This window comes from Marinobacter sp. es.042, from assembly GCF_900188315.1.
Taxonomy (GTDB): domain Bacteria; phylum Pseudomonadota; class Gammaproteobacteria; order Pseudomonadales; family Oleiphilaceae; genus Marinobacter.
On sequence record NZ_LT897781.1, the window covers coordinates 2,145,581 to 2,171,046 of the forward strand.

Here is a 25,466-nt window from a genome sequence, read left to right on the forward strand (position 1 = left end):
GAACGATCCACTGCATATTGCGGGCCACGATTCAGATTTATGCTCAATCCTTGCACAACTTTGGTGACAGAGCGGTGACACACAGCAAACTTACGCTACAAAAAGTGTAAAAAAAATGACGGAAAAGAAGGTAGGTTTTTCTGCCTATCGGGAGCCGCCATGGTCATTGCCCGAGAGAGATCGCAGAAGCTGATCCAGCGAGATATCTGCAGGCTGCTCCTTTAGTACGCGCACCAGGCGATCCTGCTCACCAAAGCTGATGCGATCGTAAAACGGCTCGCGGAGCACCGATTGGGTCGGCTCGGCGAGATCCGCTTTACGTTCGGGGGGTGAAATCTGGTCCGCCAGCTCGCGAAGATGAATGGCCAGATGATTCTTTCGTTCGGGGCTGAGATTCTCCCACTGGAACGAACCAAGACCAGTCTGCACAATCTCGATGGCATCACTGTCCAGCGTGCTCCCCAGCAGTGCAAAAAGACGGGTAAACGCCTCATAACGCAGCATCGGATCGACCGGTCCCTCCTTGAAAATGGACTCAATCTCACTCACGGCCTGCAGGCACCGATCTTTCAGAGCCGGTGCTTCATTCCCGGTTTCTGGCTCCGGTTTGGTCAATTTTTTAGGGGAATTCGCGGACTCTCTTTTGGACACCTTGTGCCAATAGGCTGCAATGCCAGCCTTTCGTCTAGGCAACTGGGACAGCCGCACATCAAGCATATCCGCGAGGGTATGAAACTGGCGACAGGAAGGGTCTGAAACAGGCAGAAGCGCGACCGGCTTCTGGTTGAGAACCGACTGCCGAAGGGTCTCGTCCCGCCAGATCCCACCCATGTAGTGGAGCGAGATTCCCAGGTGGCGCTGGGCAGCGGCGTCCAGGCGCTGGAACACGGACCGTGCCTGACTGGCGCCCTGGGCCATATTCACCAGAATGCTCGGAATCCGGTTATAGCCCCTGCGCCGGAGAACCTTGATCAGGGAAAAGGCGTCGGTCAGGGACGCGGGGTCCGGGGTCACAACCATGCAGGCCAGCTCTGTCGCGGCAATCATATGCAGCCCGGCAGCCTGCAGCCCGGCAGCCGTGTCGGTAATGACGTAATCGTAGCGGTTTTCCAGGTTATACAGTGCCCGGAGTATGCGAAGGCTCTCCGTTGGCCCCATATCCATGCACTCCTGGACACCGGAGGCCCCCGGAACAATATGCAGGCCGTAGTCGGTCTCAAGGATGACGTCCTCCAGACGACACTCTTCGGCCATCACATTAGCGAGGGTTTTTCTCGGATAAAGACCAACCATGATGCTGACGTTGGCCAGATCCGTGTCGCCATCCAGCAACAGAACGCGGTTGCCCTGTCTTGCGAGAGTCAGCGCAAGATTCAGGGCGACCGAGGTCTTGCCCACACCACCCTTGCCACCCGTTATGGCGATGGTGCGAGGTTGGTTCGGATTGTGCTTGACAGGTTCTCTGGCGTTCATCACCGGCAATCTAGGTCCCTGATTTTTCGGTTTTCTGTATTTTAACCTGTAAAAATTCTACACATATCACGGATCAGATAATATATTGCTTAAAAAAAGAGCAATAAGTATTTAATAACGACGGATTATTGTCTAAGCTCTTTTCGGAAAATAAGAATGAACGCTCAGTCAATTAATGGTACGTTTCGCCGCACGGCAGGTAAGCCTATGCACATTGCGCCTGATTTACAGCTACCGAGTCTTCCGGAAGTTACCTTGCGGGCGCTTGATGCTTGTCATCAGGACGAGAGCTACCGAAAAATAAGCGAAATTGTCTCTGCCGATACCGCGCTGGTAGCTCGTATACTTGCACTCGCCAATTCCGCACTTTACGGCCCTTCTACTCCGATCCGCTCCGTCGACCAGGCACTCCTGAGACTCGGCACCCGACGGTTTCACACGCTGGTGCTAACCGCAGCCCTGCGCCAACTGCTTTTTGAGCTGGGCGGCGACGAATGGCAACAACTCAGAGATTTCTGGCGACACTCGCTGACTACCGCGTTGACAGCCCGAGCCCTGGCAACGCTGACCCGTTATCCAGAGCCTGACGAAGCCTTTATGTTGGGCATGCTTCACAACATCGGCGAGCTGATTGCTATTAAAACGCCAGCCACCGAAGCGAAGCAACACTATCTTGATCATCAGTCCGACATCGCCGCCGAACTCGTGGCCTCCTGGGGCCTCGGACCCATGGCCGCCGATGCCATGCGCTACCAGCAGGCGCTGCCCTCGGAGCTACGGGATGCCGGACATCTGGTGAAGCTGATCAGCCTGGCCACCCGACTGGCACTCTCCGATGCCGCCGGCATCGCAGCGGCAGGCACGGTATTCGGGCTGAACGAGGAACTGACCCGGGAGATAAATCGCCGCATCGGCCACGAAGTATCGGGGATGGCTGCATCGTTAGGGATTCCGCTGGACGAGAATTACTGCGGCGAGAGCGCCTCGCGACAGCTGAAACAGACAATTCTGCGCCAGGCCATGGCAAACCAGGCGATCAACCTTGCCGATCTGACCGGAGAAACCGAGGACATTCTCGCCGAGACGGTCAACAGCCTCACGCTGATCACGGGCCTGCCGGCTCTGTGCTTCGGGCACACAGGCGAAAACCTTGTGCTCCTGTCCGGGACCATCGGCGACATCCCCGACCTTGCGGTCACCGCCAAGCCCGGCGGCAGCGTCCTTACGGAAGCCTTCATTTCCGGCCTGCCAGTCAGCCTTGGTGATCGATCCCCGACAGTACTCGACCGACAGCTGCTGTCACTGCTCCATACGCCATCCATACTTGCAGTACCGGTTAACGGTGGCGGGGACTGCCCTGGTGTCTTCGCCCTGGGCACAGACAACGAGCATCTGCCGACAACCCTGGAACTGGCTGATATCTTCACTACTCAGTTGGCTTCGGTACTGGCAGACCGGGCGCCGGCCCGAGCCGACGCCGAAGCCAGCACAGAAGGACTGGATCAGGAAATCGCCCGCGACCGACTGCGTAAACAGGTTCACGAAGTCAGCAATCCGCTGACCATTATCCGACAGTATATTTACCAGCTGCGAGGCAGACTTGAAGATGCCGGTGTCCAGCAGGAGCTGGACGTGATCCGGGATGAGCTGGATCGGGCCGGCAACCTTTTACTGCAAATGAGCCATACTGACACCGTGGATCAGGGCGATGACGGTGTTGAGCTCAATGCCGAACTGGAAAGTCTGGCTCGTATCCTTGAAGATAGTTTGTTCAGCTCCGATAGTCGCAGCCTTCGGTTATCGCTTTGCAGCGAGCCAACGCGGGTTACAGCTGGCCCCACAAGGATTCGCCAGATTGTGATCAATCTGGTTCGAAATGCGGCGGAGAGCCTGGCGGATGATGGCGGCACGGTTGAAATGCGGACGTCTTCGCCAGTGTGGCAGAACCACCGAACCTGGGTTGAGTTGGAAATCTCGGACACAGGCAGAGGAATACCCGGTGAGGTCAGAGACGCCCTGTTTTCACCGGTGAAAACCACAAAGGGAGAGGGCCACAGCGGTTTGGGCCTGAGCATTGTGAAACAGCTCGTTGATGACATGGAGGGCATCATTGCTTGTCGCACGGGGCAGGAAGGAACCACCTTCAGGATTCTGCTACCAGCGGCCAGCCACAAAAAGAATGAGACCGACTGACGCAGAGACAACGGACACAGACCGATGGCACCTGAACATACTGATCAGCCTTTCAGTCACGGGTTAGCGGCACGGATACTGGTAGCGGATGACGAACCCCGCCTGCTGAATACCCTGGCTTCGCTTCTGCGCACCCAGGGTTATGTCGTTGCGGAAGCTCACGGGGGTCGAAAAGCGTGCGAGCTGATTGACCAGCAAACGTTCGATCTGGCTCTACTGGATCTCCGTATGCCCGAGATCACAGGTTTTGACGTGATGGCACATCTTGCCAACGAACAGCCGGATTGCGGCGTGATCGTGGTCAGCGGAGAAAGCTCATTCAGTGCAGTGAGCCGCGCACTGCGACGGGGCGCCCTGGACTACATCCGTAAACCCTTCGACCCTGAGGAATTGCTGGCCACCGTTGAGAGCGTTATCGGGAAAAAGTCACTTCTCGAAGCCCACGAACATGTCCAGATGCGGCTGGAGAAATCCGAGGCGCTGCATCGTTACATCGTTAACAGCTCTCCCGACATCGTGTTCATGCTTGATCAGGACGGCCACTTTTGCTTTGTGAACAGCAAGGTTGAGAGCCTGCTGGGCTACCAGCCGGCGGAACTTTGCGGGCAGCACTTCCGCCACATTCTTGACGACCGGGACGTGACCCGCGGGACACTGGCCCTGAAGGGGCCAAACATCACCGCAGATAACCCACGAACCCTGGAAGTCCGCCTGAAAACCCGTGGCAGCCGTCGAGCAACCCGCCATTTCGAGATAACCGCTTTTCCCATCGATCCGCAAACCTGGCCGCATTCCGGTAATACGCAGGGAGGCGGCAATGGCAACGGCGCCACCTATTATGGGACGGCCCGTGACGTTACCGAGAGGAAGGAAGCCGAGGCCTTCATCAATTTCCAGGCCTACCATGACCTTTTAACGCGATTGCCGAACCGCGCACTTTTCAAGGACCGACTTGAGCTGGCGATTACCCACGCCAACCGCGGTGGCCAGAAGCTGGCGGTTATGTTTCTGGATCTTGACCGTTTCAAGGTCATCAACGACACCCTCGGACACGCGATGGGAGATCGGCTGTTGCAGGCAGTCACCCACCGGCTAGAGAAATGCCTGCGCAAGGGCGACACCCTTTCCCGGTTCGGTGGCGACGAATTTACCCTGCTCCTGCCCTCCATCCACAATCACGAAGACGCCAGACAGATCGCCAAGAAGTTGATTGATGCCCTGCGGGCACCTTTTCAACTGGGGGATCACGAAGTCTTTGTAGGTGTCAGTATCGGCATCGCAATCTTTCCCGAGGCCGGCGAGACCATGGACCAGCTGATCCAGAACGCCGACATTGCCATGTACCACGTCAAAGGCAAGGGAAAAGACGGTTACGGCTTCTATTCCGACAGCATGAGTATCGATACGGCCAACAGGCTGAACCTCGAGCGGGATCTGCGTCAGGCCCTTGAAAGGGACGAGTTGCGGGTGTTCTATCAGCCCCAGGTGTGCTCCAAAACCAACCGGGTCGTGGGTCTTGAGGCCCTGGTTCGATGGCAGCACCCGGAGCGGGGACTGCTTTACCCGAGAGACTTCCTGCCCCTGGCGGAGGAAACCAAACTGATAGGCCAGCTCAGTGAGCGTGTTCTCGACCAGGCCTGCCAGGATGTCGGCCGCTGGATCCAGGAGGGCCACACCCACCTCCGGTTGGCCGTCAACCTGTCCCCCATACAGGTTGAGCATCCGCGGTTTGTAGAAACCCTGATGCAGCAGGTAAAGGCCCACAACTTCCCGGCCGGCAACCTGGAAATCGAAATCACTGAAAACGTGATCATGAACGATCTGGAACAGATCTCCCAGAAGCTCCGGGAACTGGCAGCTCTGGGTGTCCGGATCGCGATCGACGATTTCGGCACAGGCTATTCGTCACTGAATTACCTGCATCGCCTGCCCATTCACACCCTCAAAGTCGACCAGTCTTTCGTGAAAGCCATCCGCAGTGGCGACGACGGTGCGTGCATCGTAAACGCCATTGTCGCCATGGCCCATGGACTCAAGCTGGAGATCGTTGCAGAGGGCGTGGAAACCGACGAGCAACTGGACTATCTGCGGAGCCTGGGTTGCCACCAGGTCCAGGGTTTCTTCTACGGTCCTGCCAGGCCCGCCGCCGATATTTCCAGAACTCTCGGAACCACCAGAGCCAAAGCTGCCTCATTCTGACGTAAGATTATCGATTGTCAGACACTCCGATATAAAACCGCGATAGGGTTTGCAAAGTATTGCAGTACGTTACTTTGTGTATCCTGAAATGCGCATTACTGCACATATTTCTCCCACCCTGTTCTCTAAGCTCGAATCCATAGGCGCTGATTACCGGAATGTCCGACATTCTCGGACCAATAACGACAAAAACGGTGACAGCATCCAAGGAACAAGAACAGGCAGCAGTCATCATGCGCGACAAGTACAAATACATCGGTCCCGTCTACGATTTTCTCAGCAATCTCTATAGCGGCAAGAACATTCACCGCTGCAAAACCGCCATGCTGGATGTGGAAACCGTCCGGCCCGGAGACAGGATTCTGTTTGCCGGAGTTGGCCATGGCCGGGACGCCATTCGGGCGGCCGAGCTGGGTGCAGACGTGACCGTGGTGGATTTGTCCGAAACCATGCTGCGGAAGTTTGCCGAAGCTCAGGAAAAAGAGGCGCCACACCTCAGGATCCGGCGCATCCATAGCGACATCATGAAAGTAGATGAGTTCGAGCAGTACGACATGGTCGTGGCCAATTTCTTCCTGAACGTGTTCGATGAAGACATGATGGTCCGGGTCCTCGAACATCTGATACGGCTGGGCAAAGCCGAGGCCCGGGTCGTTGTTGGTGACTTTTCCTACCCCACTGGCAACCTGCTTTCCAGAATGTTCAAGAAGCTTTACTGGTACATGGCCGTCTTCATTTTCTGGCTGTTCGCCAACAATGCCTTCCACAAAATCTACAACTATCCCGAGCACATGCAGCGGCTGGGCCTTCAGGTCACGGACAAGAAGCACTTCAAGCTTCTGAACATGAACTGCTACTGGTCCATTCTCGGACGCAAGCAGGCCTGAGGACTTCGCTAGAGACTCACCCAACAAAAATAATCAGGGAGCAGCAGCATGTCGGATCAGATACTCGCACTGGAGAGGGTTGGCACACTTGAGAGCGGCTCATTCACGTTTACCGAGCGGGTCGGCTTCCTGAAGAAGTACGGTACCCATTCCCAGTCGTTTTCAACGCTCCAACCGGGCATGCAATATTTTGATGTACCGGGCATGGGGTATATCGCCTACATGCGCAAATGGGGCGCCACCTTCGTGCTCTCGGATCCCGTCTGTGCGCCGGAAGACTTTGGCAACCTGTTGGAGAACTTCCACCAGCGCTTTCCAAACGCCAGTTACATCCAGGTCTCCAAGCCCGTCGTCGATTTCCTGCACCTGCGATTTGGTCTCTACGGCACCCAGTTTGGCAGCGAATCCCGTATCGATCTGGGCCGCTGGTCCCTCAGCGGAAAGAAAAAACAGATCCTGCGAACCGCTTTGAACCAGGCAGAAAAGAACGGGATTACGGTGAAAGAGCGTTTCAGTGACGATCACACCCGTGAAATATCCGAGGCCTGGATTCGAACCCGCAAATGCAAAAGCAATGAAATCCGCTTTCTGATCCGTCCCATGGAAATGGACTATCGCGAAAACGAACGGCATTTCTACGCCTATCAGGACGGAAAGGCCGTTGGGTTTATCTATTTCGACCCGATTTATCGCAACAACGAGATCATCAGCTACGTGCCCAACATTTCCCGGGCCAACGCCGATTTCCGCCAGGGGATTTTCTATACCCTGATGGCCCATGCGATGGACGTTTTCAAGGCGGAAGGCGTGCCCTACCTGGATCTCGGGCTGATTCCCCTGTCACTGGATCCGGCAACAGAGCATCAGGAGAGCCGACTGCTGAAAGGCCTGCTGCACGGTCTCTATGAGAAAGGCAACTTCCTTTACAACTTCAAAGGCCTGGAATTCACGAAATCACGCTTTCGGGGGGAGAAATTCAAGACGTACTGCTGTCACAAACGGTCGATTCCGGCGCTAGAGTTTCTGGCCATGTTCAAGCTGACCCGGTTGCTGTAGCCCCCAGGGGCTCTCCCGGCCAGTGTTCGCTCACCCGTTTGGCCTCCAGCCCCAGGCCCGCCATGAAGGACGCGATGCCCTTCGGTGCCGGCCCTGAAAACAGCGCAGCGCTCACAGGTTGTTTCCCTGCGCCGGCAACTGAGCCTTGAGCAACATCAAGCCTACCAGTCTGTTCCAGCAGCCAGGCTACCCGTCGGGCAATGGCCTCACCCGAGTCCACCCAGAAACGAACCGTCGGCAGACTCGCCCTCAGACTCTCCAGTAACAGTGGATAGTGAGTGCAACCAAGCACCACGGTGTCCACACCGGCCTCTTTGAAAGGCCTCATGGCTTCGCTCAGCTCGGCAAGTGGAACCTCGATTCCGGAAACCAGGTCCTCTGCCCAGCGCACTAGCCCCGGATGGCCAATACGCTCAATCCTGCAATCGCCAGCGAATTCTTCGACCAGCCTGTCGAGATAAGGCCTGCGAACCGTGGCCGGTGTCGCCAGCAGCCCCATTCGCCGATTCACGGACTTTGCTGCCGCCGGTTTGATGGCCGGCACCACCCCCACAACCGGCACCGCCGTCATCGCACGTAAATGCGGCAGAACCACTGTACTGGCGGTATTGCAGGCCACCACGATGGCGTCTGACGGGTAGAGCTCTAGCGCTCTGGTGATCAGACCGCAACACCGGTCGATCACAACCGCCTCGGATTTGTCGCCATAGGGAAAGCCTGCGTTGTCTGCCAGATAGACGATCTCCAGGCCCGGCAGTTGCCGGTGAATGCAGGCCGCAACGCTCAGACCACCGACACCGGAGTCAAACACCAGAACCCTTGGAGGCGACTGCCTGCTCAAACCGGAATGCCTCCCCGGGAAATCTCGTTTTCCATGGCCCGGATCAATCGGCCAGAAATGGTGGTTTCCGGTGGTACCGGTGGCGTATCGCCCGGCAGGAACCAGTCGGCATCGGCAAGCTCGTCTTCCTGGAGAACCAGCTCGCCTCCGGCGTAATCGGCGAAGAAGCCGACCATAAGCTGATGGGGGAATGGCCAGGGTTGCGAGGCGTGGTAGCGGATGTTGGTGACGTCCAGCCCGGTCTCCTCTTTCACTTCACGGTGCACAGCGCCTTCCAGACTCTCGCCCGGTTCAACAAACCCGGCGATGAGGCTGTAGAAGTGCCGTTTGACCCGAGAGGACTTCGCGAGCAGAAGCCGATCATCCCGGCGTATGACGACAATCACGCAAGGCGCCAGCCTCGGATACCAGGGAATGCCACAGGGTTCGCACCACTTGGCCCGCTCCCGCGGATGGAAACCGGTTTCCTCGCCGCAACGGCCGCAGAATCGGTGGTCGCGCCACCACTGCCAGACCTGAAAGCCGGTACTGAGCATGTCCGCCGGTGCATCGCCAACCATCAAAATTGCATCCCGCAGCGGTACAACTTCCTGATTACCGACGCCGGTGTCCGGCAGTTCGGTCACGAATACACCGCGCCCATTGTAACTGCCCAGAGATACGGAATCGGGCAATTCGCCCCGGAAAAGGCTGCTGTCGCCACTGTGCAGCCAGCCGTTATCGGGCTTGACCACACCCGATCCCGACAGCGCGAGGATCAGATCGCCGTTTTCCGGCCGGCGGGTCGTCCAGCCCGGTATCCACTGAGTCATTGCGATCACCATTCGATGCATCAACTGGGTTATTGGAAGATCAATCGGAAATGTACCACATTGCCGCACCGGCCAAGAATGGAAGGTCCACCTTTCCGCCCTGTACTCAACCAAGTAAACTTGGCACCTGTTTCGTCAACGGAGTTGCAATTTATGCGTCTTTACCAGGGCATTCGCAGCCTGATCCTGACCCTTTTCCGCAAGATACTGTTTATCTGGGTCCGGACTGATGTCAGCGGCAACAGCGTTGAAGCCCTCGCCCTGGATCCCGACAAACCGGTTTGCTACGTGCTGCAGTACAGCTCCCTCTCGAGCCGTCTGGTTCTTGAGCAAGAAGTTATCCGGGCAGGACTTCCGGGCGCCACCGAAGCCCTGCCGGTGAAAAACGGCCCTTCGCACTCCTTCTTTTTTCTCTATCGCCGCATCGGTGGCTTTTTCAGGGGTCGCCAGGCGCCAGCACCCACGAACGAGTTTCAGGCCCTGGTTCGATACGGTCTCGAACATCCGGACCAGGACGTCCAAATTGTTCCTGTGTCCCTGTTCTGGGGCCGCTCCCCGGACAAGGAAAAGTCCCTGGTAAAACTGCTGCTGTCTGACACCTGGTCCATCGCCGGCCGGCTTCAGAAGTTCCTGATCATCATGGTTCATGGCCGCAACACCTACGTTCAGTTCAACCAGCCGCTCTCCCTGAAGCAGGTGATCGACGAATACCGGCACAGCGAGGAGCGGGCCAACCGCAAGCTGGCGAGGATACTGAGAACCCATTTCCGCCGGGTTCGCCAGGCCGTACTGGGGCCAGATCTATCCCATCGCCGCACCCTGGTGGCAGGCCTGGTGCGCACCCAAGCGGTCAAGGAAGCCATCCGGGAGACGGCTGCCAGAGACGACATACCACCTGAAAAAGTCCGCGCCAAGGCCTACAAATATGCGGATGAGATTGCAGCAAGCATGTCCGTTGTCACGATTCGATTCATGGAGGTACTGTTGTCGTGGCTCTGGAACCGGATCTACAACGGCATTGCCATTAACAATATCCGGGTGGTGAAGGAAGTGGCGCAAGACAATGCCGTGGTTTACGTGCCCTGCCACCGTTCACACATCGACTACCTGCTGCTGTCCTACGTGCTTTACAAGAATGGCCTGATGCCTCCGCACATCGCCGCAGGGATCAACCTCAACATGCCCATTGTCGGCCCGATCCTGCGCCGTGGCGGGGCGTTCTTTATGCGCCGCAGTTTCAAGGACAACCCGCTGTACGCCACCGTGTTCAATGAATACATGCACGTGATGTTCTCCCGGGGCTATTCCGTCGAGTATTTCATCGAAGGCGGCCGAAGCCGCACAGGCCGCATGCTGCAGCCCCGCCCCGGCATGCTGGCAATGACCGTACGCAGTTTCCTTCGGGACCATCGCAAACCCATCGTATTCGTGCCCGTGTACATCGGCTATGAAAAGGTGATGGAAGGCCGCTCCTATCTGGGTGAACTTCGTGGCAAGAAAAAGGAAAAAGAAAGCGTATTCGGTCTTGCCAAGACCGTTCGCAAACTCAGCAACTCATTTGGTCGCGTTTCAGTCAACTTTGGCGAAGCCATTCATTTGTCTGAGGTTCTGGACGATGTTCACGGTAGTTGGCGCGACGTGGCCTACGACGCCGAGTATCGTCCGAAGTGGCTTAACAGCGCGGTTTCAGAGCTGTCCTTCCGGGTAGCGTCGAACATCAACGCGTCGGTTGCCGTAAACCCGATCGGCATGGCCGCCACGGTTCTTCTTGGCACCGAGCGACTGGCCATGGACGAGGGCCAGTTGATCCGCTTGATGGATCAATACGCCGCCCTGCTAAAGGCTTTCCCATATGCGGAAACGGTAACCCTGCCCGAGGGGTCCGGCAAGGACTGGATCGCCTACTGTGAAGGCATGGGCCTGGTGACTCGCCAGCCGCAGAAGCTTGGCGACATTATTGCCCTCGAAGGCAGCAACGCAATCCTGATGACCTATTACCGGAACAACATCCAGCACCTCTTTGCGCTGCCCTCACTGATCGCCAGCCTGTTCGAGAACAAGGATTCGCTGGGCCGGGACAAGATCGTATTCCTTGCCAGCGTGGCCTACCCCTACCTGCAATCGGAGCTGTTCCTGAAATACCAGCCCGATGAAGCCAGGAAGGTTATCAATCAGTGGATTGACGTTCTCATCGAACATGACTTGCTGAAGCCCCTGGACGATGACCGGATCGGTCGACCCGAGGAAGGTACCGAAGCCATGCTGAGGCTCAGGGTTCTGTCCCGCTTCATCATCCAGACGGTTGAGCGCTACCACATCGCTCTGGGCATTCTCCGCAAATACGGCTCGGGCAAGATCAGCGCCGCCGAACTGGAAGAACAGAGCGCGCTGCTGGCCGAGCGGATGTCGATCCTGTTCGGCCTGAATGCGCCGGAGTTTTTCGACAAGAGCCTGTTCCGCAACTTCATTGCCAATATGCAGAACAATGGCGTTATCACCACCGATGACAATGGCCTGCTCTGCTATGGGGAGGGGCTGGATGAGGTGGCGGACGATGCCCGCCTGGTGCTGAGTGTCGAGAAGCGACAGGCAATCCAGCAGGTCACCATGCTGGGTGCCTGATGGCATTTACTGCGGTGGCAGCGCCCGGATGGCGTACACATCGTAGCGGCTGCTCTTGCCCTCAATGCGGGTGGTTGGCTCTGCTCCCTCAATGGCCGATGCCTTACGAGGTCGCTTGACCACCACCCGGTAACGGGCGCGCTCCAGAGCGGCCGCGAGCAATTGTGCGGAATCCTCGTCGTCTCCTACGATAGTGCGGAAAACCTGCATTTCCTTTTTTACCAGGGCCGACTTGTCCCGATGCGGAAACATCGGGTCCAGGTAGACAACATCCGCCGCCTCGGTGCCTGGTCGGGACAGCCATTCAACACTGCTGCCCTCCAGCAGTCGCATGCGCTCGACAATGCCGGCACAATCCACATTCAGGGCTGCCCGTGCGAGACCATCGGCCAAAAGCGCATGAATGACCGGGTTACGCTCGAACAGGGTAACCGTGCAGCCAAGGCTGGCAAGCACAAAGGCATCCTGGCCAAGTCCCGCCGTCGCATCAACGACATGCAATGCGGCCCGTGTTTTCTGCAAGCCGACCGCCTTGGCCACCAACTGGCCCGCGCCACCGCCGTGCTCCCGCCGATACCCCATCTTGCCGGTCACGAATTCTGCACGCACCGGTCCCGGCGCACCTTTGCCAGTCATCTGCAGGCCAAGGCCCTGCTCATCCAGGAATAGTAAAACCGGGAAGTCGCGGATGTCCCTGGGGCGGACGACACCAAGATTCGAGATCCCGAGCGAATCGGCAAGAGCATCGGCCTGCAATCGGTCACCCAGTGCACTGCGGGCAACAGAGACGATGTCCTGGAAAGGGGCAGGAAAGGCGGACGGAGCGGACGGGGACGAGTCAGGCATCAGACCAGAATATCGATTCCGGCCAGGCTACCATTACCGCCATTTTCCTGACCGGCTGCGGCGACAGAGGCAAAGGTCGACAGCGCCCTCGCGGCCGGCAGGGACACTTCGTCTGCACGGAACCGCTCCAGAAGGGCGTCTTCAGCGGCACGACGGGCTTCTACACGCCGCTCGAGGCTTTCGGTCGCATTGCGGTCGCTGACAACACCCTGAGGGCCATCGGCAAGGTCACGACGGGCCGCGTCAGGTGTTTTTTCAGGCGTTGATGCCGGCGCACGCGCCACATCGCTGCGCTCCCTGACCGGGCTGTTGTTGCCGGTCTGGAAATTGAAATTGTTGCCCGGGTTAATTCCGCCAATCATGTTCAGATACCGCTGGCCGGATGACAGGAAATCGTGAAATTGAAGTATGGAAGATTATCGCACGGAAGAAAAGACAGTTGGTCAGTTTTTACCCAAAGCGGTTTGCCCGGATCAAACCAGGCGGCCGGAGTCACTATCGACCAGGCAGTTTTTTCCAGGCCACTTCATCCCTGATGTAGACAGGTTGAGCCTGCTCCGCCGGCACCGCCTTGCCCTGCCCGAATGCGATCACCGCCAGGCGCGCAACCCAGGCTGCTCGCAGCACCAGGGTCTCATTGACGGGATCAACGCGCTCTGACACCTGCGCTGGCATGGCGGAGCGGTATTGCCAGCCCGGCCCTGCTCCGCACCAGCGCTCGGGGCCCGCTGGCAGTGTGACTGCGTCGGGTGGACAGACCTGTTCCGAAGCCAACGCCTCAGGCAGTCCTGCCCGGGCAGCGAAGCAGCCCCAATATACCTCGCCCATGCGGGCATCAAAAGCTACCGCAATACCGGTTTCCTCGTGAGGCTCCAGAGCATCCATGGCACCCAGCGCCACGGCCTGCAGTGAAGACACCGGCACCACCGGAATGTCCAGCCCCCAGGCAAGACCCTGAACAACACCGGTCGCGATCCTGACACCGGTAAAAGAGCCCGGCCCGCAGGCAAAGGCCAGAGCATCAAGCTCTGCCGGAGCAAGATTCTTCTCCGCCAGAAGCTCCCGCACCATCGGCATCAATAGCCGGGTATGGCCTCTGGGGGCAAGCTCAAAGCGTTCGGAGATTTCGCCATCAACAAGAAGGGCTGCCGAGCAGCCCTCTGATGACGTATCCAGTGCCAACAGTTTCACCAGTGTGAAAACCTCAGGTCAGGATGCCAATTTATTTGAGTTCAGACAGGATCTGGTCGCGAATGCTGCCCAGACTGCCAACGCCCTCGACACGGACGTATTTCGGTGCCGCAGCCGGCTCTTTCGACGCCCAGTCCTGGTAGTAGCCAACCAGCGGTGCAGTCTGGTCGTGGTAGATTTTCAGACGCTTGCGAACCGTCTCTTCCTTGTCGTCCTCACGTTGAACCAGCGGCTCTCCGGTCTGGTCATCCTTGCCCTCGACCTTGGGCGGATCGTATTTCACGTGGTAGATACGACCGCTTCCCTCATGCACCCGGCGACCGGACAGACGGCTGACGATTTCTTCGTCATCCACGGCAATTTCGACCACATAGTCGATGGCAATTCCCTGGTCTTTCAGAGCCTCAGCCTGGGGGATGGTCCGCGGGAAACCGTCGAGCAGGAAACCGTTCTTGCAATCTGGCTGTTTAATACGCTCTTCGATCAGCGCAATGATGATGTCGTCAGACACCAGGCCACCTGTTGCCATGACTTCCTTTACCTGCTTGCCCAGCTCGGACTCGGCTTTCACCGCCGCACGCAGCATGTCACCGGTGGAGATCTGGGGAATATCAAACCGTTCAGTAATGAACTGGGCCTGAGTTCCCTTGCCTGCGCCCGGCGCGCCTAACATGATGATTCGCATAACGCTGTGCTCCCGTTTTAGTCATTATCATTTGAAAAGCTGTGGCAAAAACCCGTGCCTTTGCGACAGCCTCTCCTGCACGGAACAGGTGTCAGCCGAAATCGGCGAAGGCGCATTATACGAAGTCAGCCACGTCAGAGAAAGTCGACCTCCGTATCATGCACCGGAAGTCCGTATTTCCCAGCGAATAACGACAGGGTGTCAGGATGACAGGGAGCTGGCCAGTGCGTCCAGATCCGGAGCCACACGATCCAGTTCAGCATTCAGTTCTTCCACAACATTGGGCGTCAGTCCCAGGCCTTCCAGCAAAGCGGGCACGTCGTCGGGATTGAATTCATCGCCAATACCGCGGTCCTTCAACAGGGCGTTGGCCAGCTGTACCATCAAAACATAGTTCTCGTGCTCGCCATGATAACCCGATTGTTGATGCACGCCGGCCGCCTTGACCACAGGATCAGGCAGTTGCCATAAACGGTGGAGGATACCGCCGATAGCGCCATGGCCCACCGACAGGATTTCCTGGCCATTGCCCTGCCCGAACACCTGCTGCTCAAGCGAGTGCATGCTGGCCTCAGGATTCGCTTCGCGAAGCTCATTGAGCTCATCAAATTCGGCCGGGAACAGATGCCCGACCAGCAACAGGCCGAAGTTGTGCAACAGTCCGCAGAGATAGCCCAGCCCCTTTTCGGCGCCACATCGCGGCGCAATGATCTGGCAAAGGAACGCGCAGTACAGGGAGTGGCGCCAGAAATTGTCCATGCCCAGAATGCCGTGACGGGGTACTTCAAAGGCACGAACGGAGGCAATGCCCAGGGCGATGTGGGCCACACGATCGAAGCCCAGCACACGGGTGACCGCCTCCTGCACCGAATTGACCTGGCCGGGATAATTGAACAGTGCAGAACGGGCGTAACGCATGATCTGGGCCGTGAGACTGGGATCAAACTCAATCAGCTCTGCCAGCTCACGAGCCGTCGCATCGGTGTTGGCAGTCAGCCGCAAAATACGCAGCGCCAGGGCCGGCATGGGGGGCAGACGGTAAAGTTTCTGTAGCTTGTCGGCCACTTCCTCGAGCGTCAGCGCCTCGCGGTTGCCGTTACCCGGCCCCCGGATAACCAGGTGGCCCGCCCTGGCACCGGCCAGGGCCAGACGGAAGGATCGGCCATCCATCTCTAGCAGGGAATGATCAGTGCCACCGGAAAACACGACCTTATCCGCCAGCATCACATCCTCGTCCACGATAACGGGCAGCTCGTAAGCCTGCCCGATGGGCGGGGTGAAGCCGGGATCACAGTCACTGAACAGGCGCATGGTCTGCCGTGCGGTCAGCGGCTGAAGACGGCGACCGGTCAACTGGTGAACGGCATCCGGGTCCAGGGAACTGTCGAACTTGTGCACGGCCATCACGACACCGGTAATGTCGATCAGCAGAGTGGCCTGCACAAAGCTGTCCTGAGGCATCCCCGAGGCAATCACTGCCGCATCCAGGCTGGTGACCTGATCTATCGGCAACTCCCGATAAGTGATGCCCTTGCGGGCGAGAAAACGTTCCAATCGTGCAGCCAGAGCCACAGCTTACTCCCTTTGTTCTTGGTCGGTGGCCAGACTACCCGGCCTTGTCCCGGCACTTTTTTCTATTCTGCTGCAAGGTCAGCCAGTATTTCGCATACCCGCAGCGATACCTGCCATGGTGACTTTAAGTGCTCTTTCCACCAGTTCCGGCACCTCGCCCTTGCCTTCACTTTCCCGGTCCCGCCGTAGCAATTCGGCCTGAAGGTAATGCAGTGGATCCGTGTATGGGTTACGCACCCTCATCGAATGCGCAAAGACTGGCTCTCCCTCCAGCAGATCCGTTTGTTCCTTGAGTTCCAGAAGCCTCTCGATACAACCCTGGAGGCGCACGCGAAGACTCTCCCCAAGGGCTTTCAACCGATCATCGTCCAGCAGCGTCTGCTCATAATAGCTGGCGATGCGCAGGTCTGCCTTGGCCAGCACCATTTCCAGCATATCCACATAGGTGCGGAAGAACGGCCAGCCCTGCATCATCTCTCGCAATACCGGGAGCCGGTGGTCCCGGGCCGCCTCCTCAAGCGCCACGTCACTGCCTAGCCAACTGGGCAGCATCAGCCGCATCTGGGTCCAGGCGAAGATCCACGGAATGGCCCGAAGGCTTTCCACGCCGCCAGTGGCCTTTCTCCGGGCCGGGCGACTTCCGAGCGCCAGTTTCCCCAGGGCCTGCTCCGGTGTGACCTGGCGGAAATAGGGCACGAAATCCGGATTCTCCCGGACCACGTCGCGGTAGGCTTTCAAGGACCGCTCGGTAAGCCAGTCCATGGTTTCCCGCCAGCTGTCCTCGGGCTGGGGTGGCGGGGCCAGGGTAGCTTCGATAACCGCCGTGGTGTAGAGCGTCAGGCTCTGAACCGCCAGCCTCGGCAAACCGAACTTGAAGCGGATCATTTCGCCCTGCTCGGTAATCCGGAAACTGCCGTTTACCGAGCCCGGCGGCTGGGACAGTATCGCCCGGTTGGCTGGTCCGCCGCCACGGCCAACGGTACCGCCCCGGCCGTGGAACAGGGTCAGATGCACGCCATACTGGCGGGCAACGTGGGTTAGTTTCTCCTGGGCCTGGTACTGGGCCCAGGCCGCCATCAACTGGCCGGCATCCTTGGAAGAATCCGAGTAGCCGATCATCACTTCCTGCCGGCCCTGGCAATACTCCCGATACCACTCAACCTCGTACAGCGCAGACATGCTGTCTGGCGCACCACGCAGGTCATCCAGGGTCTCAAACAGGGGCACAACCCGCATCGGAAACTTCATTCCGGATTCCCTGAGTAGCAAAATCACGCTCAGTACATCAGAGGGCTTGCTGGCCATGGAGATAACATAGGACCCGAGGGCTTCCGGCGTTTGCTGCGCCACCACTTCACAGGTTGCCAGCACCTCGCCGACCGATTCCGAGGGCTCCCAATTTCGGGGGACCAGTGGACGCCGGCCCTGAAGTTCCTTCACCAGGAATGCCTGGCGCTCCTGCTCTGACCAGGACAGATAATCCCCCAGGCCAAGATAATCGACCATTTCGGCTACCGCCTCCGCGTGGCGGCTGGCCTCCTGGCGGATGTCCAGGCGAATCAAAGGCAGGCCAAAGGTATGCGCCCGACGGATGGTATCCAGCAGCGGACCATTGGCGATGTCCTCGAGTCCGCACTCAACCAGCGACCGGTAACAGAGCTCCAGGGGACCGGTGAAATCCTCGTTTTCAAAGAGAATATCGCTGGCATCCGCGGTCTCGCCGTTTACGCTCGCCTCTGCCCAGTCCCGGGTTCTGATCAGCCGCTCACGGAGTTCGGCGAGCACATGGCGGTAGGGTTCCCGGGAGTCACCAACAACGGCTTTGAGCTCGTCGCTGGCCTGCCACATGGACAGTTCGGCCCGCAGCGCCTGAATATCACGAAGATAGAGATCTGCTGCCATCCAGCGGCCAAGCAGGAAGACCCGGCGGGTCACCTTGTGGGTGACATTCGGATTGCCATCACGATCACCGCCCATCCAGGAGGCAATCCGGATGGGGGATGCCTGCAGGGGAAGGCCCTTTCCGGTCGCGTCTTCAAGCGACGTATCGAGGCTCCTCAGAAACTGTGGCAGGGCCTGCCACAGGCTGTTCTCGATAACCGCAAAGCCCCATTTGGCCTCATCCACTGCGGTTGGTCGCTCCTGACGAATCTCGTCGGTGTGCCAGGCTTCGGTAACCAGTTGAGACAGGCGATTGACGATTTCCTCCCGTTCAGCAGGCATGAGGTCGTCATGGTCCAGACGCGCCAGGCAGTCCGACATCTCGTCGTATTTCATAATAAGGGTGCGACGCGCCACCTCGGTGGGGTGGGCCGTCAGCACAAACTCGATTCGCAGATCCGCCACCCTCTGATGCAGTTCCTCCGGCGTGACATCACCTTGCTTGAGCCGCTCAAACACCTCCCCCAGGGATTCGACCATCAGATCAGACTGGTGCCCTCTTTTGCGACGAATACCATGGTACTGCTCGGCAAGGTTGGCCAGGTTCAGGAACTGGTTGAAAGCACGGGTCACCGGAAGCAGCTCATCATCGCTCAACTTGCGCAGCAGATTGACCAGTCGCTGGCCGGACCCGCTTTCCTGGCGACGGTCGGACTTGGCTGCCGCCCGAATTTCCTCAATCAGCTCGTAGCATTCCTGTCCGGGATACCGCCGTATGCTCTGGCCCAGAAGTTCACCCAGCATTCGTACGTTTTCTCGGAGTTCGGGATGTAGCTCAGTCACATTGACGTCCTTTTGAATTGACGGAGGCGAAGTAAACTTACGATACTAAGGAACAGTCGAGAAAGTCTATTGGCGATTCAAGCCTGTAGCTGCAAGGAGTTATCATGAAGGTCACTGATTTGCCCAAACACTGGGAACAGCAAAAAGAGCCCGTGGAGCGCACCCACGATTATAATCTGCGCCTGCCGCTGGAAGATGCCGCACGCGTGGCCGCACTGGCGGAACTTTACCCGGACCGCAGTGAAAGCGATATTCTGAACGACATGATTGGTGCAGCTCTGGACGATCTGGTACGCCAGAGCCCACTGAAGGACAAGCTGGAAGGGAAAGACAAGTAAATAGCTGCGGGCAGCTTTCGCTGCCCGTGTCGTCAGGCGACTGATTCCAGTTGACGAGCCTTGAGGCGCTGGATGTGCTTCTGGCTCAGGCTGACAAACTTGGGAGTCAGGCCCTGATCTTCGTAGATCTCGAAGCCATCCTCGTCGTACGCCACCACTTTAGTGCCCTGAACATACGGAAAGCTGGTCTCCATTTCGTCCAGAGCTGCAGAAATCAGATCCCGCATCAGATCCTGAGGCGACTTCATCGGGTAGAGCGCTGCGAGTTTCTCGAGACGCTTGTGATGCTGGTCAGACAACGCCATGAAGTAGGCGTCTCGGGTAAGCCGACCACGTGCATGCTTGTCCCAGTAATTGACCAGATCTTTGATTTTCATGGTGCCTTCACTCCTGCATCTTATTGATGGCGCACGGCGCACGAAAACTGTGCATCCGTTTCCGGAAGTGTAGACGAAGCCGTCGGTCCGGGGGCGAGAAAATTGGTAACGGATTGTACTTACCGATCCGCCATTCTCAGTGCTCGTTCTCTCCCCGCTCCACGCCTTTCACCGCCTGCCACACGGCATCCAGCGCCTCCAGAGATTCTTCGTCCATATCGCGGCCCTCCCGTTCCAGCACACGTTCAATCGCCCGGAACCGGGCGTTGAATTTATGGTTGGTTCGATTGAGTGCCTGCTCAGGGTTAACCTTCATGAACCGTGCCAGGTTTACACAGACGAACAGGAGATCGCCGAGCTCATCTTCAACGGCATCGGGATCACCGGCGCCCGTCTGTGCGGCTTCCCATGCCTCCTTGAGCTCGTCGATTTCCTCGTGAAGTTTGTCGAAAACCGGGCCAACATTCGGCCAGTCGAAACCGTGCCGGGCTGCCCGTTTCTGGAGCTTCTCGGCCCGAGCCATTGCAGGCAGGGTCCGGGCAATGCCGTCAAGCCGACTGACCGGGGCGCTGGCTTCCGGTGCCGGCTTCATTGCCCGCTCCTCGGCCTTGATGCGCTCCCAGCTTTCCTTGATCCAGGCCTCATCCGGCCGGTTATCCGGATCAATGCGACTTTCCAGGGTCCCTTCCGGAAAAACGTGTGGATGCCGCCGTACCAGTTTGCGCACGAGATGATCGACCACACCGTCAAAATCGAAATGGCCATCTTCCCGGCCAAGCTGGGTGTAGAAGATGACCTGGAACAGCAGGTCCCCCAGCTCGTCTTTCAGATGCGGATAATCCTCACGTTCAATGGCATCGGCAACTTCGTAAGCTTCCTCCAGCGTGTGCGGCACGATGGTCTTGTAGGATTGCCTGGTATCCCATGGACAGCCCGTCTCCGGATCCCGCAGCCGGGCCATCAGGGTTTTCAGATCGTCGATGGTATAGGTCATCCGCGTTTACGCCTTACATCAATGATATTGGGCAGGTTACGGATCTGCGCCAGCAAACGCGCCAGCTGCTCGAGGCTGGAAATCTCCACCGTCACGGTCATGGTGGCCGTGTTCTCGTCCTTGTTGCTCAGGGTATTGAGCGACAGCACGTCACTCTTGGAGGCCGACAACACCTGGGTTATATCTCTGAGCAGTCCCGATCGGTCATAGGCTTCAATTTCAATGTCGACGGGATAGACAGCAGCCTGCCGGCCACCCCAGCTGACTTCAATTATCCTGTTGGGCTCGAACTCACGCAGATTCAGGAACGTCAGGCAGTCCTGGCGATGGACCGTAACCCCACGGCCAACCGTGATGTAGCCACCGATCGCGTCTCCGGGCAACGGTTTGCAACATTTCGCCACCTGGGTCTTGAGCTTGCCGACGCCCAGGATCTGGATATCCGATTCCGTATCGTAGGGCTTGCGGCGCTGGGCGCTGAGTTTCAGATCCAGTTGTTCGGACTTGGGCTCCAGCATCTGCTGGGCCACATTGGCGACATGCGTAGGGCGAAGGTCACCGGCTCCAGTGGCTGCAAACATGTCCTCCGCACTTTGGTAATTAACCTTCCTGGCAAGCTCACCAAGATCTACATCGTATAGCGACAGACGCCTGAACTCGTCCTCGAGAATGGCCCGACCGTCAACGATATTGCGACCACGATCCTGCTGTTTGAACCAGTGGGTTACTTTGGCGCGCGCCCTCGAAGTCTGAATGTAACCAAGGCTCGGGTTCAGCCAGTCGCGGCTTGGGGCCGGGTTGTTGGAGGTCAGAATAAACACCTGATCGCCGGTTTTCAGTGGATAGGTCAGCGGAACGATTCGGCTGTTCACCCGCGCACCGCGGCAGGCGTGGCCGATCTCCGTGTGAACCCGGTAGGCGAAATCCACCGGCGTTGCCCCCTGGGGCATGTCCACCACGTGGCCCTCGGGTGTGAATACATACACCCGATCCGATGCGACATCGGATTTCAGGTGGTCGGCCAGCCCGGACAGGTCGCCCAGCTCCTCCTGCCACTCCAGAACCTGGCGCAGCCAGTTGATCTTGGCATCGTAGCCGGTCGACTTGTTACCTTTGTCCATGCCCTTGTACAACCAGTGGGCACAAACGCCCAGCTCCGCCTCCTCATGCATGGTGTGGGTTCGGATCTGCACTTCCATGACCTTGCCCTCGGGCCCGATCACGGCGGTATGCAGGGACTGGTAACCGTTTTCCTTCGGGTTGGCGATGTAATCGTCGAACTCGTTGGGGATGTGGCGCCACAGCGTGTGGACAATACCCAGTGCGGCGTAACAGTCGCGAACTTCCGGAACCAGGATACGTACGGCGCGAACATCGTAAACCTGGGAAAAGTCGATGCCCTTGCGGCGCATTTTTCGCCAGATGCTGTAGATGTGCTTGGCACGCCCGGACAGCTCGCCCTCAATGCCATAGGCTTTCAGTTCAGTTTGCAGGGTTTCAATCACCCGCTTGATGTAACCGTCGCGATCCAGGCGCTTTTCGTCCAGCAGTTTGGCGATCTTTTTGTAGGCGGAACCATGCAGGTACCGGAAAGAAAGATCTTCCAGTTCCCACTTGATGTGACCAATGCCAAGCCGGTGGGCCAGCGGCGCGTAGATATCAAACACTTCCCGGGCGACGCGCATGCGCTTTTCTTCCGGAGCATCCTTTACCGCCCGAATGGCGCAGGTACGCTCCGCCAGCTTGATCAGGGCAACCCGGACATCGTCGATCATGGTGACGAGCATCTTGCGGACGTTGTCCAGCTGGCCTTCGCTCTGGCCCAGCACGTTGCCCTTCAGCGGGTGGTGGATGGACGAAATGGCCGCCATCTGCTGTACGCCGTTGATCAGGCCCGCCACCTCATCGCCAAATTCCTTGCGGATTGCCTCCAGGGGAACGCGCTCTTCACGCACGGCGCGATAAAGGATCGCCGCCACCAGGCTGGCCTGATCGAGGTGCAGCTCCGCCAGAACCTGGGCCATCTCGATGCCAATCCGGAAGCTGCTGGAACCAGGTGCCCACTGGCGATCCTGCCGGAAAGCCTGAAGATCGATTTCCGCTGCCTTTTCGCAGGCCAACCGGAACTGGTCAGCGTCGTCCAGGTGCGTTTGCGAGGCTATCTGGTTTACCCAGCCCTCGATATCCACCTGGCCGTCGCCAGTCATTGCGTAGTCTTCGCGAACTTTTACCATATCGGTCTTGTTATTCCTGATGGTTTCCGCAGCCATCCCTGACTGCCCACAACATCGTCAGCCGGAATCCCTCTCAAACAACGCGATGGATTCCACATGGGTGGTGTGGGGGAACATGTCCATCACACCTGCGCGCACCAGTCGATAGCCGTTGCGCACCATTACGCCTGCATCGCGCGCCAGGGTGGCCGGATTGCAGGAGACATAGACTATCTTTTGTGCCCCGAAGGCCGTGAGGTACTTGCAGATCTCCTCGGCACCGGAACGGGGCGGATCAATCAGAATCTTGTCGAACCCTTCTTTGGCCCAGCTCTGGGCCGTGAAGTCACCGTGCAAGTCGGCACCGTGAAAAGCGACATTGTCGAGACCGTTTAGTTCCGCGTTTTCCCGGCCCCGTACGACCATGGTCTCGTCGCCTTCCACGCCAACAACCTGCCCGCCTCGCGTGGCAAGCGGCAGAGTGAAATTCCCCAGACCACAGAACAGATCCAGGACTCGCTCGCCAGGCTGGACATCCAGCCATTCCACGGCCCTGTGTACCATTGCGCGATTGATGCCTGCATTGACCTGGGTAAAGTCCATGGGATGAAATTTCATGGTCAGGTCGAATTCATCCAGTCGGTAGCTCAGCCGTTCATCATCCCGGCCCGCTGACTCGGGCCAGATCCGATGGACGGTGTCGGGCCCTTTCGGCTGCAGGTAAATATGCAATTCGTGGGCCTGACCAAAGGCGATGAGTTTTTCCCGATCACCAACCGACAGCTCATCCATGTTACGGAACACCATCACGGCAACGTCGTCGCCACAGGCAATTTCCACCTGGGGGATTCGGCTGTAGGCCTCCAGATCGTGAAGCATGTTGCGCAGCGGCAATATCCGCTCGCCAATGCGCGGATCCAGCACCACGCATCGATCGATGTCGGTCAGGAAACTGTTACGTTTCTCCCGGAAGCCAACCAGGACAGACTCCCGGGCCTTGACGTAACGAACACCCAGGCGAGCCTTTCGACGGTACCCCAGACTCTCTTCCGAGCGCAGGGGGGCAATCCATTCTTCGGGCTCGATGCCCCCGAAATGGGCAAAATGTTCCCGCAGGGTGTTTTCCTTGAACTCGATCTGGGCATCGCCACTCATGTGCTGAAGGCTGCAACCACCACACAGGTCGGCAAACTCGCAGGGGGGCGCCTGGCGACCGGGGGCAGCGTCCAGAACCTCTTCGGTACGCAATTCATCGAACTTGCTTCGACTGGACACCACTTTCGCCATCACGGTTTCGCCCGGCAGGGCGCCATCGACAAATTGGGTTTTGCCGTCCTGACGGGCAATACCCCGGCCATCATGGCTCAGGGTTTCAATCTCACAGCGCACGGGCTCTTTTGGAAGAACCTTCCTGCGTCGTCTGCTCATAATTGGGTCTCTTGATAAAGTCGTATTCAGGCGCCGGGGAACACACCGGTGGAAAGATAGCGGTCGCCGCGGTCACAGATGATGGCCACGATGATGGCGTTTTCAACCTGCCGGGAGAGCTTGAGCGCGGCTGCAATCGAACCGCCGGAGGATACGCCACAGAAAATGCCCTCTTCGGAAGCCAGGGCCCTCATCGTGGTCTCTGCTTCTTCCTGACCTACGTCCAGCACCTGGTCGACGCGGGCCGCGTCGTAGATTTTCGGCAGGTAAGCTTCGGGCCAGCGCCGGATCCCGGGGATCGAGGCGCCCTCTTTTGGCTGCAAACCGATGATACGGATATCCGGGTTGCGCTCCTTGAGGTAGCGCGACACCCCCATAATGGTGCCGGTGGTGCCCATGGAGCTGACAAAATGGGTAACCCGCCCGCCGGTCTGCTCCCAGATTTCCGGGCCGGTAGTACGGTAGTGCGCCAGGGGGTTGTCCTGGTTGCTGAACTGGTCCAGCACGGTACCCTTGCCTTCCGCCTGCATCTTGAGGGCCAGGTCACGGGCCGTTTCCATGCCTTCTTCCCTGGTGACCGTGACAATCTCCGCACCATAGGCGCGCATGGATGCCCGGCGCTCCTCACTCATGTTCGCGGGCATGATGAGCACCATGCGGTACCCCTTGATCGCCGCCGCCATGGCCAGAGCGATGCCGGTATTGCCGCTGGTCGCCTCAATCAGCGTATCCCCTGGCTTGATGTCGCCCCGGCGCTCCGCTTCCTGAATCATGCTGATGGCCGGGCGATCCTTAACCGAGCCGGCAGGGTTGTTGCCCTCCAGCTTGGCCAGAATCACGTTACTCGTCTCACCGGGGAGACGCTGCAGGCGAACCAGAGGGGTGTGCCCGACATAATCTTCAATGGTGGGAAAATGCATATGATAACCCTGTGGTACACTTTTGGCTTCGCATGATACGCGTTATCGCCCCGGTCTCCCAATACAGCTTCTCGCTATATCCATGACCGGCAGCT

20 protein-coding genes are annotated in these 25,466 nt (G+C 58.2%); 6 read left to right on the forward strand and 14 right to left on the reverse strand.

Annotation, left to right across the window (positions count from 1 at the left end):
• Positions 1 to 144: 144 nt before the first annotated feature.
• Entirely contained in the window at positions 145 to 1,473 is a 1,329-nt protein-coding gene (locus CFB02_RS10080; protein WP_088559213.1) for a MinD/ParA family protein, read from the reverse strand.
• Between the two features lie 207 nt (positions 1,474 to 1,680).
• On the opposite strand from CFB02_RS10080, the gene CFB02_RS10085 reads away from it, so the two are divergent.
• The 4 genes from CFB02_RS10085 to CFB02_RS10100 all read left to right on the forward strand — a co-directional run bounded on the left by CFB02_RS10085 (position 1,681) and on the right by CFB02_RS10100 (position 7,808).
• The gene (locus CFB02_RS10085) at positions 1,681 to 3,666 is read left to right on the forward strand and encodes an HDOD domain-containing protein (RefSeq protein WP_088557906.1); all 1,986 of its coding nucleotides are present in this window, start codon (positions 1,681 to 1,683) and stop codon (positions 3,664 to 3,666) included.
• Between the two features lie 24 nt (positions 3,667 to 3,690).
• A complete protein-coding gene (locus CFB02_RS10090; protein ID WP_088557907.1) occupies positions 3,691 to 5,865 on the forward strand; it encodes a putative bifunctional diguanylate cyclase/phosphodiesterase in 2,175 nt (724 codons plus the stop codon).
• Positions 5,866 to 6,098: 233 nt separating this feature from the next.
• Positions 6,099 to 6,752 carry a class I SAM-dependent methyltransferase gene (locus CFB02_RS10095; protein WP_088557908.1) on the forward strand — a complete coding sequence of 218 codons (654 nt, stop codon included), beginning with the start codon at positions 6,099 to 6,101 and terminating at the stop codon, positions 6,750 to 6,752.
• 48 nt (positions 6,753 to 6,800) lie between these two features.
• Entirely contained in the window at positions 6,801 to 7,808 is a 1,008-nt protein-coding gene (locus CFB02_RS10100) for a DUF2156 domain-containing protein (protein WP_088557909.1), read from the forward strand.
• On the opposite strand, the gene murI is transcribed toward CFB02_RS10100, so the two are convergent.
• On the reverse strand, positions 7,786 to 8,649 hold the full coding sequence (gene murI, locus CFB02_RS10105; protein WP_088557910.1) for a glutamate racemase: 864 nt from the start codon (positions 8,647 to 8,649) through the stop codon (positions 7,786 to 7,788). The genes CFB02_RS10100 and murI overlap by 23 nt on opposite strands.
• Entirely contained in the window at positions 8,646 to 9,461 is an 816-nt protein-coding gene (nudC, locus tag CFB02_RS10110; RefSeq protein ID WP_172835821.1) for an NAD(+) diphosphatase, read from the reverse strand. The genes murI and nudC overlap by 4 nt, the downstream gene beginning before the upstream one ends.
• 153 nt (positions 9,462 to 9,614) lie before the next feature.
• Here nudC and plsB point away from each other — a divergent pair, with 153 nt between their 5' ends.
• The gene (gene plsB / locus CFB02_RS10115) at positions 9,615 to 12,083 is read left to right on the forward strand and encodes a glycerol-3-phosphate 1-O-acyltransferase PlsB (protein WP_088557912.1); all 2,469 of its coding nucleotides are present in this window, start codon (positions 9,615 to 9,617) and stop codon (positions 12,081 to 12,083) included.
• A gap of 6 nt (positions 12,084 to 12,089) precedes the next feature.
• Here plsB and CFB02_RS10120 read toward each other — a convergent pair whose 3' ends face one another.
• The 6 genes from CFB02_RS10120 to ppc all read right to left on the reverse strand — a co-directional run bounded on the left by CFB02_RS10120 (position 12,090) and on the right by ppc (position 19,101).
• Entirely contained in the window at positions 12,090 to 12,929 is an 840-nt protein-coding gene (locus tag CFB02_RS10120; RefSeq protein WP_088557913.1) for a class I SAM-dependent methyltransferase, read from the reverse strand.
• Positions 12,929 to 13,291 carry a UDP pyrophosphate phosphatase gene (locus CFB02_RS10125; RefSeq protein WP_088557914.1) on the reverse strand — a complete coding sequence of 121 codons (363 nt, stop codon included), beginning with the start codon at positions 13,289 to 13,291 and terminating at the stop codon, positions 12,929 to 12,931. The genes CFB02_RS10120 and CFB02_RS10125 overlap by 1 nt, the downstream gene beginning before the upstream one ends.
• A gap of 133 nt (positions 13,292 to 13,424) precedes the next feature.
• Positions 13,425 to 14,120 carry a tRNA (adenosine(37)-N6)-threonylcarbamoyltransferase complex dimerization subunit type 1 TsaB gene (gene tsaB, locus CFB02_RS10130; RefSeq protein ID WP_088557915.1) on the reverse strand — a complete coding sequence of 232 codons (696 nt, stop codon included), beginning with the start codon at positions 14,118 to 14,120 and terminating at the stop codon, positions 13,425 to 13,427.
• Between the two features lie 31 nt (positions 14,121 to 14,151).
• Positions 14,152 to 14,805, reverse strand: coding sequence for an adenylate kinase (gene adk / locus CFB02_RS10135; protein ID WP_088557916.1), 654 nt, complete (start codon positions 14,803 to 14,805; stop codon positions 14,152 to 14,154).
• 201 nt (positions 14,806 to 15,006) lie between these two features.
• Positions 15,007 to 16,377 (reverse strand): HDOD domain-containing protein, encoded by a 1,371-nt coding sequence (locus CFB02_RS10140; protein ID WP_088557917.1) that lies wholly within the window; start codon positions 16,375 to 16,377, stop codon positions 15,007 to 15,009.
• Positions 16,378 to 16,455: 78 nt separating this feature from the next.
• Complete coding sequence (gene ppc / locus CFB02_RS10145; RefSeq protein WP_088557918.1) at positions 16,456 to 19,101, reverse strand: phosphoenolpyruvate carboxylase; 2,646 nt, start codon at positions 19,099 to 19,101, stop codon at positions 16,456 to 16,458.
• A 104-nt stretch (positions 19,102 to 19,205) separates the two neighbouring features.
• Between ppc and CFB02_RS10150 the strand changes: the two genes are divergently transcribed.
• Positions 19,206 to 19,439 (forward strand): hypothetical protein, encoded by a 234-nt coding sequence (locus CFB02_RS10150; RefSeq protein WP_008176161.1) that lies wholly within the window; start codon positions 19,206 to 19,208, stop codon positions 19,437 to 19,439.
• 32 nt (positions 19,440 to 19,471) lie between these two features.
• Here the strand turns inward: CFB02_RS10150 and CFB02_RS10155 are convergent, their stop codons facing one another.
• From CFB02_RS10155 to cysM, 5 genes are all read right to left on the reverse strand, one after another.
• The gene (locus CFB02_RS10155) at positions 19,472 to 19,816 is read right to left on the reverse strand and encodes a hypothetical protein (RefSeq protein ID WP_008176163.1); all 345 of its coding nucleotides are present in this window, start codon (positions 19,814 to 19,816) and stop codon (positions 19,472 to 19,474) included.
• A 136-nt stretch (positions 19,817 to 19,952) separates the two neighbouring features.
• Positions 19,953 to 20,810 carry a nucleoside triphosphate pyrophosphohydrolase gene (mazG, locus tag CFB02_RS10160; RefSeq protein ID WP_088557919.1) on the reverse strand — a complete coding sequence of 286 codons (858 nt, stop codon included), beginning with the start codon at positions 20,808 to 20,810 and terminating at the stop codon, positions 19,953 to 19,955.
• A complete protein-coding gene (gene relA / locus CFB02_RS10165; protein ID WP_088559214.1) occupies positions 20,807 to 23,044 on the reverse strand; it encodes a GTP diphosphokinase in 2,238 nt (745 codons plus the stop codon). Before relA ends, mazG begins: the two co-directional genes overlap by 4 nt.
• Positions 23,045 to 23,101: 57 nt before the next feature.
• Positions 23,102 to 24,451, reverse strand: a complete 1,350-nt coding sequence (rlmD, locus tag CFB02_RS10170) for a 23S rRNA (uracil(1939)-C(5))-methyltransferase RlmD (protein ID WP_088557920.1) — start codon at positions 24,449 to 24,451, stop codon at positions 23,102 to 23,104.
• A gap of 26 nt (positions 24,452 to 24,477) precedes the next feature.
• Positions 24,478 to 25,371, reverse strand: a complete 894-nt coding sequence (cysM, locus tag CFB02_RS10175) for a cysteine synthase CysM (protein ID WP_062785533.1) — start codon at positions 25,369 to 25,371, stop codon at positions 24,478 to 24,480.
• Positions 25,372 to 25,466 lie beyond the last annotated feature (95 nt).

What these genes read in the sequence shown, in the direction of transcription:
- CFB02_RS10080 (WP_088559213.1), bottom strand. Translation starts at nt 1,473, where the DNA reads ATGAACGCCAGAGAACCTGTCAAGCACAATCCGAACCAACCTCGCACC.
- CFB02_RS10085 (WP_088557906.1), top strand. Translation starts at nt 1,681, where the DNA reads ATGCACATTGCGCCTGATTTACAGCTACCGAGTCTTCCGGAAGTTACC.
- CFB02_RS10090 (WP_088557907.1), top strand. Translation starts at nt 3,691, where the DNA reads ATGGCACCTGAACATACTGATCAGCCTTTCAGTCACGGGTTAGCGGCA.
- CFB02_RS10095 (WP_088557908.1), top strand. Translation starts at nt 6,099, where the DNA reads ATGCGCGACAAGTACAAATACATCGGTCCCGTCTACGATTTTCTCAGC.
- CFB02_RS10100 (WP_088557909.1), top strand. Translation starts at nt 6,801, where the DNA reads ATGTCGGATCAGATACTCGCACTGGAGAGGGTTGGCACACTTGAGAGC.
- nudC (WP_172835821.1), bottom strand. Translation starts at nt 9,461, where the DNA reads ATGACTCAGTGGATACCGGGCTGGACGACCCGCCGGCCGGAAAACGGC.
- plsB (WP_088557912.1), top strand. Translation starts at nt 9,615, where the DNA reads ATGCGTCTTTACCAGGGCATTCGCAGCCTGATCCTGACCCTTTTCCGC.
- CFB02_RS10120 (WP_088557913.1), bottom strand. Translation starts at nt 12,929, where the DNA reads ATGCCTGACTCGTCCCCGTCCGCTCCGTCCGCCTTTCCTGCCCCTTTC.
- CFB02_RS10125 (WP_088557914.1), bottom strand. Translation starts at nt 13,291, where the DNA reads ATGATTGGCGGAATTAACCCGGGCAACAATTTCAATTTCCAGACCGGC.
- adk (WP_088557916.1), bottom strand. Translation starts at nt 14,805, where the DNA reads ATGCGAATCATCATGTTAGGCGCGCCGGGCGCAGGCAAGGGAACTCAG.
- CFB02_RS10150 (WP_008176161.1), top strand. Translation starts at nt 19,206, where the DNA reads ATGAAGGTCACTGATTTGCCCAAACACTGGGAACAGCAAAAAGAGCCC.
- CFB02_RS10155 (WP_008176163.1), bottom strand. Translation starts at nt 19,816, where the DNA reads ATGAAAATCAAAGATCTGGTCAATTACTGGGACAAGCATGCACGTGGT.
- mazG (WP_088557919.1), bottom strand. Translation starts at nt 20,810, where the DNA reads ATGACCTATACCATCGACGATCTGAAAACCCTGATGGCCCGGCTGCGG.
- relA (WP_088559214.1), bottom strand. Translation starts at nt 23,044, where the DNA reads ATGGTAAAAGTTCGCGAAGACTACGCAATGACTGGCGACGGCCAGGTG.
- rlmD (WP_088557920.1), bottom strand. Translation starts at nt 24,451, where the DNA reads ATGAGCAGACGACGCAGGAAGGTTCTTCCAAAAGAGCCCGTGCGCTGT.
- cysM (WP_062785533.1), bottom strand. Translation starts at nt 25,371, where the DNA reads ATGCATTTTCCCACCATTGAAGATTATGTCGGGCACACCCCTCTGGTT.